The sequence below is a fragment of the Methanolobus psychrotolerans genome (assembly GCF_002243045.1).
Taxonomy (GTDB): Archaea; Halobacteriota; Methanosarcinia; order Methanosarcinales; family Methanosarcinaceae; genus Methanolobus; species Methanolobus psychrotolerans.
Genome location: NZ_MBKP01000072.1, coordinates 1 through 6,076, shown reverse-complemented (window position 1 = coordinate 6,076; position 6,076 = coordinate 1). Strand labels below are relative to the sequence as shown.

The window sequence follows — 6,076 nt, the reverse complement described above, 5'->3', positions numbered from 1 at the left end:
GCTCTACGTATTGCACTGCTTGAAGAATGTGTCAGGCATCTGGAAGAAATGCTTGAAAAGAACGGCAGTGTGGCGAATTTGCTGTAAATTGTAGTTTAAATTTTTGTAGCTAGTAGAAATAATTGCTCTCTTAATATTGATTTTTTAACTCAAATACGTCTGGAAATTCGTCATTTTACAGCAAATTGTGCATATTGCCAAAAGAACAGTCTCAACAGTAGCAAACCACCTTCTACTGATTCCTATGCACGGAATAAACCAAAGGTCAAAAGTCAGAGAAAAAAGAGTGGTAGATCCCCAGGTGGTCAAAATGGTCATCCTGGTACTACTTTAAGAATGACTGATGAACCAAACGAAGTTGTTGTTCATCATGTTGACAAATGTACTAATTGTGGAAGTTCTTTAGCTTCCATTCCTTCTGGTTATGAACGAAGACATGTCTTTGACATTCCACCAATAGTAATTAAGTGTACAGAGCATCGTTCTGAGATAAAAACATGTCCTAAATGTTCCCATGTAAACAAAGCTGTTTTTCCAGAGGGTGTGACTCATCCAGCTCAATACGGTCTTCGGGTTAAGTCCGTTGCAGTATATTTGCACATTAACCAATTACTTCCTTATAAGCGTGTTACCGCATTGTTCTCTGATATTTTAGGATGCAGGATAAGTCCTGCAACAATAGTGAACACAGAACGCAGTTGCTTTGCAAAACTTGAAGGTTTTTAAAACAAAGTGAAACAATACCTTAAACAATCTCCTGTGATCAATCTGGATGAAACTGGAATGAGGATAAATGCAACTCGTAATTGGCTTCATGTAGCGGGGACGAACAAACTGACATATTATTTCCCACATAAAAAGAGAGGTTCAGAAGCAATGGATGCCATGGGTATTCTACCAGGTTACACTGGTGTTGCAACTCATGATTTCTGGAAACCTTACAACAAATACGATTGTCAGCATTCATTGTGCAATGCACATCTGTTGAGGGAGTTAACCGGAGCTTCCGAAAATAGTGATCAACATTGGCCAAAGATAATGGCAGATCTGTTGATGTGCATCAAACATCATGTTGATAATGGTCTTTTAAATCATGAGTTGATTCAAAGGTTCAATGAGGATTATGATCACATAACTCGTTTTGGAATGAATGAGAACCCTCCTGATCCGCAAGCAGATGGGCAGTCTAAAAAACGAGGACGTAAGAAGCAAACGACGGCAAAGAATTTGCTGGATCGATTTATCGGGTTCAAGGAAGATATCTTGCGGTTTATGTACGACCAAAACGTTCCGTTTGATAACAATCAGGCGGAAAGAGATATCAGGATGACAAAAGTACAGCAGAAGATATCAGGTACCTTTCGTAGTGAACAAGGTGCTAGAAATTTCTGCCGGATAAGGGGATACGTTTCTACTGTTAGCAAGAATTCACTGTCTGTTATAGACTCGATTAATACAATATTCTATGGGGATTCACTTATTCCCATATTGCAGAATTGATCGTAGAGAGAGAAATCAGTTGGAGGAAGGGAGCTAGGCTGAATAGTTACAAAAAGTCATTGATCTGAAAGAAGTAATGCGTTAATTATAAATACTTTTTAATCTATCTTTAAAATATAGCATTAAAGTCAAGTAAACTTTAGTGAAAGGAGTGATTTAAATGAAAGGAATACTAAAAATAGCCCTTAACATGTTTATTATATCAATAATGCTTGTGGGGTATGCAGGAGCTGAATCTACAGATTCAACTCAAGATGAATTGATTGAAGTTACGTATAACTTTCCAGATTATGGGCTTAATACATATGAGACTCTAAAAGACAACTCTAGAATAATAGAAACGTATGGAATTGTGCCTGCACTCAAGGAAGATAAAGAAAAAGTTGAGTGGTTAGACACACTGGAAACTTGTATTGAAAACTCAGAAGATGGGATGTATTCTTATATGAAAGATGATGAGGGACTCCTTACAGGTTTTGGAATTAGCTATGAAGGATATCTATTTGTAGATTTTGATGAAAGGAAAAAAAGTGATATTGACGCCGCTACAATTGAAAAAATTCATAGTATTATAGAAGAAAGTGCAACCACTATGAAGTTATCTGATGTTCCAGTGGTGTTTAGATATGCTGAAGAAGAAATTACAGTATCTCGAGTATCAGATTGGACTAATTTGATTGGTGGATTAGGAATATACACTCCTGGATTATCATCCTCTACTTTATGTTTTGCTGCAGAAGATAGTAGTGGCACGAAAGGATTTGTTATGTCTGCACATGCTGCAAAGTCAGGAGGAGGGATTGGCGCAGATATTTATCAAGGAACACGGAAAGTAGGAGACGTGGAGTATTATAATTGTGTGTTTTCCGATTCTGCTTGGGTAGAAGCAACCAATGTTCGTGATGATATTTATTATGTGACTGATAGTTATCCTAAAGATGTAGCAGGTCATCGTGATGCAGACTTGGGCGAAACCGTCACAATGTCAGGAAAAGCCTCAAACATTATGTCAGGTACCGTCACTGAACAGTATGTTAATCAAAATACAGCTGATTGGGGTGTTCTGCAAGATCAGTACTCTGTAAATTTTGTCGCTGCAGCCGGAGATAGCGGGGCTCCAATGTATACACCATATGGATCAGCAGTTAAAGTTGTGGGAATTACAAGGGCAATAACTGCTACAACTACCCGTTTTTCACCTGTCAGTGGAATAATGTATGACTTAGATATAACACCACTCAAGTAATACATATACTCAAATAGTTAGCCAAATTATTTATGATCCATCTTTCAATTTTAAGAGCAATCATAATAATTTGGTTTTTATACTTTTTATGTTACTAAATGATAATGATTGACAATAAAAGCTCACCATTTGAATTTAAATGAAAAGGACTTAATAATATGGCTAAAAGTAATATATATTGCACATTTATGATAATTGCACTTTTTTTTGTATTATTTCTAATCCCATCAAATGCAGATGATAACGATATGTCTATCAATTTCACATTACCAGATTATGGGCCTGAAATGTTTGAAAAAGCAAAAAAAGAGTCTAATTTCATAGCTGCCCGAGGAACCATGCCCTTGATAACAGAAGATGGTAAGAAAATAGAATGGACTGATCAACTTGTTGAATGCACTCGTAATAATAAAGAAATACTAGCGTATTTTAATGACGGTCCTGTTGAAAGTTTTGGAACTTATATCGATGGTTATCTGAAAGTGGGGATGGAGTCTGCAACACCTGAGAAAGTGAATGATACCATTATCGATGAAATATATGAAATTATTAGTGAACAGTGTGAAAAAGAAGGTATTAATGACGTACCTGTTGTTTTTGTATGGGATCATGAAGAAGCAATAGTAGAAGAAGAATCTTCATCAACTACAGTAGATATTTTCGAAAACAAAAGCACACAAAATGAAGACGATCCAATACAATCTACGCCAGGGTTCACTTCAATCATGCTCATTCTGTGCTTGTTGATATTGGTGAAATATAGAAAATAATCTATATTCTCCATAATCTTTTTAAGCAAACCAACTGCTTCTTTTCATTTTATGTCACGTGTCCAGCAGTATATCGATAAGAAGCTCGTCAATTACATAATGAAAAAACTCCCTTCCAACCGTCCAGGTATTGGCCATCACGAATCATATGCTCGTGGTAATATTGCTCCTTCTCTTGGTCTGGCCTATTACCTTGAGCAGGAAGTTTCTGTTTTCTCTGATTCGGTTCTCAAGCTCAAACAGGAGATGTTCAGGAACGGATTCTACTGGAAACCCTGCTTTGTCAAGAAGTGTAAAGATTGTGGAGCCGAGTACGATGAGAACATTGAGAAGTGCACATGTGGTTCAGCTTCTTTCCATCCCAAGTTTGACAGTTTTCACTCCTTAACGAAGAGAAAGTCATCTCTTTCAGCCCAAATTTTCGTTTTTTAGTCTGGAAAAAGCATTTGACAGTTCAAACAATTTTATCCAAAATTCGACGATTTCACCCATTTTTGCCTTAAGATCAGTGTATTTATGGCATCAAAGTTGGCGTAAATGTACTTTTTTGTCTGGTCTTTCTGGAAATCGACGGTAACTGTCAAATTCAATAAGCTTTTTTTGATGAATTTTGTGGACTTATGTTTGAGTTCATTGAACTCATATCGCATTAGCGATATGAATAACTGTGCAATGAACCCAATGATCACAGCACCATAAATGCTAGCATCCGACCACACTCTTAACGGTTTTATCTCGATTTCATTTTTCAGGGAATTGATGATCTTTTCAATAGAATCCTTTTTTCTGTACGTTTGCAAAGCTTCTTCAAGTGTCAAATTCTTACTTGATTTGAGGCAGAAAAATCCTTCTCTGCCTGTAATCAACTTCTCTTCCAGTAGTTTGATAGCTTCTTGTTCGTCAAGTTCTGTCAGTTTTGTCTGCAATGAATCCTACATTCCCGCTTACTCATAACGTGTCCATAAATTCCTCCTTTTATCGGCCTTAAAATCTCCAAAACCTCTTCCACATCGGAGCGAAAGCTTTATCATCGTTATGTATTATATATAATACATAACGAGGAACTGATACATATGACTGCAATTGTCTATCAAACAGACAACCGATCCGGGATAACCTATGCCTATGAATCCGTATCATACTGGGATAAGGAAAAGAAACAATCACGTGCCCGACGTACACTTATCGGGCGGGTGGACAAAGCGACAGGAGAGATCGTCCCCACTGATGGAAGGAACAGAAAGAAACAAGATGTACAGGTCCCTGTCAAATGTGGACCCAAGACAGCTGAGATCGTAAATCGTTCCTTTTACGGTGCCACCTACCTGCTGGATGCCATCGGGGAGAAACTTGGGATTACCCTTGACCTGAAACGGTGTTTCCCTGATACGTACAGGCAAATATTATCTATCGCATACTACCTGATTCTTGAAGACAGCACACCCTTATACCGTTTTGAGAAGTGGGGGATCCTGCACAAGCACCCCCATGGAAGTAATATCACCTCACAACGCAGCAGCGAGTTGTTTTCCAGCATCACCGAGGACATTAAACAGCGTTTCTTCGTCCTTCAGGGAAAGAGAAGGCTGGAAAAGGAATTCTGGGCGTATGACACGACAACTCTATCCAGTTATTCAGAAGCTCTCAAACAAGTGCAGTATGGTCATAACAAAGAGCATGACCGATTGCCCCAGGTGAATCTGGCTCTCGTCTTCGGACAAGATTCCAACCTCCCTTTCTACTACAGAAAACTTGCAGGCAATATCCCTGATACTAAAACAGTCAGCCATCTGCTTGAAGAACTGGATGTTCTAGGGTATTCAAAGGTGAAACTGGTCATGGATCGAGGGTTTTATAGTGAGTACAACATCAACTGCCTGTACCAAAGCCATGTGAAGTTCCTTGTGTCTGTCAGGATGTCTCTGGCCTTTGTTCGAAAAGAGCTGGACGAGATATATGATACGTTTCGAGGTTTCGAGCATTACAATGAAAATTATGAGCTTTATTACCGAACAGTTAAAACCACCTGGAACTACACGCAAGAGCGTCCGTATAAGGGAGATACTCTACAGGAATCGCGCCGCCTTTACATTCACTATTACTATAACATCGACCAGGCAGCAGATGATGAGAAGGCCTTTGATCGTCGATTGTTCTCACTGAAACAGGAACTGGAATCTAGCAAACTTGTTCCTGAACATGAGAAACTTTATCAGAAGTATTTCATCATCAAGACAACGCCCAGACGGGGAACACAGGTAACGGTCAGGGAAGAGAACGTCAGTAAGACCAAGCGCTATTATGGTTTCTTTGCTCTGATCACCAATGAGACTATGGATGCAGTTACTGCCCTTGAGATCTACCGTAACAAGGATGTTGTCGAAAAGGCCTTTGGCAATCTCAAGGAGCGCTTGAACATGCGTCGTGCTCTGGTTTCATCGGAACAGAGTTTTGACGGGAAGTTGTTTGTGCAGTTTGTAGCATTGATATACCTGTCCTATATCAAAAAACAGATGCAAATGAAAGGTCTTCTCAAGGATTACACGTTGCCGGGTCTATT

Annotated in this window: 4 protein-coding genes and 2 pseudogenes; 5 read left to right on the top strand and 1 reads right to left on the bottom strand. The window is 38.8% G+C overall.

Annotated features, from left to right (window positions below):
- The first annotated feature begins 99 nt into the window (after window positions 1-99).
- The 4 genes and pseudogenes from tnpC (at window position 100) to BB781_RS14755 (ending at window position 3,948) form a co-directional block, all read left to right on the top strand.
- Window positions 100-1,500, top strand: a pseudogene (gene tnpC, locus BB781_RS16260) (IS66 family transposase).
- A gap of 160 nt (window positions 1,501-1,660) precedes the next feature.
- Window positions 1,661-2,746 carry a hypothetical protein gene (locus tag BB781_RS14765; protein ID WP_094229228.1) on the top strand — a complete coding sequence of 362 codons (1,086 nt, stop codon included), beginning with the start codon at window positions 1,661-1,663 and terminating at the stop codon, window positions 2,744-2,746.
- A 188-nt stretch (window positions 2,747-2,934) separates the two neighbouring features.
- Window positions 2,935-3,516 (top strand): hypothetical protein, encoded by a 582-nt coding sequence (locus BB781_RS14760; protein WP_164997928.1) that lies wholly within the window; start codon window positions 2,935-2,937, stop codon window positions 3,514-3,516.
- Between the two features lie 51 nt (window positions 3,517-3,567).
- The gene (locus BB781_RS14755; RefSeq protein WP_094229226.1) at window positions 3,568-3,948 is read left to right on the top strand and encodes a hypothetical protein; all 381 of its coding nucleotides are present in this window, start codon (window positions 3,568-3,570) and stop codon (window positions 3,946-3,948) included.
- 32 nt (window positions 3,949-3,980) lie between these two features.
- Here BB781_RS14755 and BB781_RS14750 read toward each other — a convergent pair.
- Window positions 3,981-4,445 (bottom strand): annotated as a pseudogene (locus tag BB781_RS14750) (IS1634 family transposase); the annotation flags it as partial.
- Window positions 4,446-4,589: 144 nt separating this feature from the next.
- Between BB781_RS14750 and BB781_RS14745 the strand changes: the two are divergent.
- Window positions 4,590-6,076: IS1634 family transposase (locus BB781_RS14745; RefSeq protein WP_094229225.1), on the top strand; the 1,487-nt coding region annotated here is incomplete at its 3' end.

Coding starts and splice junctions, on each gene's coding strand:
- BB781_RS14765 (WP_094229228.1), top strand. CDS start 1,661: ATGAAAGGAATACTAAAAATAGCCCTTAACATGTTTATTATATCAATA.
- BB781_RS14760 (WP_164997928.1), top strand. CDS start 2,935: ATGATAATTGCACTTTTTTTTGTATTATTTCTAATCCCATCAAATGCA.
- BB781_RS14755 (WP_094229226.1), top strand. CDS start 3,568: ATGTCACGTGTCCAGCAGTATATCGATAAGAAGCTCGTCAATTACATA.